General features: G+C 65.9%; 2 protein-coding genes and 1 pseudogene. All 3 read right to left on the bottom strand.

Features of this window, described 5'->3' with window-relative positions:
* Positions 1-342 (bottom strand): biotin/lipoyl-containing protein (locus tag EOA85_RS34945; RefSeq protein ID WP_348627962.1); only part of this gene is annotated, 342 nt, incomplete at its 3' end.
* Positions 343-362: 20 nt separating this feature from the next.
* Positions 363-1,376, bottom strand: coding sequence for an alpha-ketoacid dehydrogenase subunit beta (locus EOA85_RS34950; RefSeq protein ID WP_065006506.1), 1,014 nt, complete (start codon positions 1,374-1,376; stop codon positions 363-365).
* A gap of 2 nt (positions 1,377-1,378) precedes the next feature.
* Positions 1,379-1,561: pseudogene (locus EOA85_RS34955) on the bottom strand (3-methyl-2-oxobutanoate dehydrogenase (2-methylpropanoyl-transferring) subunit alpha); the annotation flags it as partial.

Consider the following 1,561-nt stretch of genomic DNA (forward strand, 5'->3'; position numbering starts at 1 on the left):
TCCCCCTCCCCCCTGTGGGGAGGGGCCCGGGGTGGGGGTAGCCTCGGTGGCTTTCGCCTCACCTCCCGACGATTCCGCAGCGGCCTTCACATTGCCTTCGCCGGCCACCTTCAATCTGACGATGGGCGAGCCGATCGCCACCGTGTCGCCGATCTCCGCACCGAGCCAGACGATCTCGCCGTCAACGGGCGAGGGAATCTCGACCGTCGCCTTGTCGGTCATGACGGCGGCCAGCACCGCGTCCTCGCGCACGAGATCGCCGACCTTGACCTGCCATTCGACCAGCTCGGCCTCGGCGACGCCTTCGCCGACATCGGGCAGCTTGATCACATATTCGCCCATCGTCGTCAGGCCTCCCCCTTTTAGGCTTCCATCGTTTCAACGAGCGCGCGGCCGAGCCTAGCGGGACCGGGAAAATAGTCCCACTCCTGCGCGTGCGGATAGGGCGTGTCCCAGCCGGCGACCCGCGCCACCGGCGCTTCCAGATGGTAGAAGCAGTTCTCCTGCACCAGGGCCGACAGCTCGGCGCCGTACCCGGATGTCAGCGTCGCCTCGTGCACGATCACGCAGCGGCCCGTCTTTTTCACCGAGCCGACGATCGTCTCGAGATCGAGCGGCAGCAGCGTCCTCAGATCGATGATCTCGGCGTCGATGCCGGTCTCCTCGGCCGCCGCCTCGGCGACATAAACCATGGTGCCATAGGCGAGCACGGTGACAGCGGCACCCGGCCGGCGGATCACCGCCTTGCCGAGCGGGACCGTGTAGTGGCCGTCGGCGACCTCGCCAAGTTCATGCTTCGACCACGGCGTCACCGGGCGCTCGTGGTGGCCGTCGAAGGGCCCGTTGTAGAGCCGCTTCGGCTCCAGGAAGATCACCGGGTCGGGATCCTCGATCGCCGCAATCAAGAGACCCTTGGCGTCATGCGGATTGGACGGCACCACGACCTTCAGGCCGGAGACATGGGTGAACAGCGCCTCCGGACTCTGGCTGTGGGTCTGGCCGCCAAAAATGCCGCCGCCGGTTGGCATCCTGACCACGATCGGACAGGTAAAGTCGCCATTCGACCGGTAGCGCAGCCGCGCCGCTTCCGAGACAATCTGGTCATAGGCCGGATAGACATAGTCGGCGAACTGGACTTCGACGCAAGGTTTCAGGCCGTAAGCGGCCATGCCGATGGCCGAGCCGACGATGCCGGATTCGCTGATCGGCGCATCGAAGCAGCGGCTCTTGCCGTATTTGGCCTGCAGGCCTTGCGTGCAGCGGAAGACGCCGCCGAAAAAGCCGACATCCTCGCCGAACACGATGACGCGTTCGTCGCGGGCCATCGACACGTCCATGGCGTCGCGGATCGCCTCGATCATTGTCCGTCTTGGCATGATCAGACCCCGGCCTGCTGGCGTTGGCGCCTGAGATGCGGCGGCATCTCGGCATAGACGCCCTCGAACATGTCACGCGCCGAAGGCTTGCCGCCGGCATGCAGCGTGCCATGGCGCTCGGCCTCCCTCGGCGCCGCGATATCTATTTCGAGGATCTCTGCTTCGGCCTGGGTGTGGAGCACGTC

Origin of the sequence: Mesorhizobium sp. M5C.F.Ca.IN.020.29.1.1 (genome assembly GCF_003997375.1) — a bacterium.
Taxonomy (GTDB): Bacteria; Pseudomonadota; Alphaproteobacteria; order Rhizobiales; family Rhizobiaceae; genus Mesorhizobium; species Mesorhizobium wenxiniae.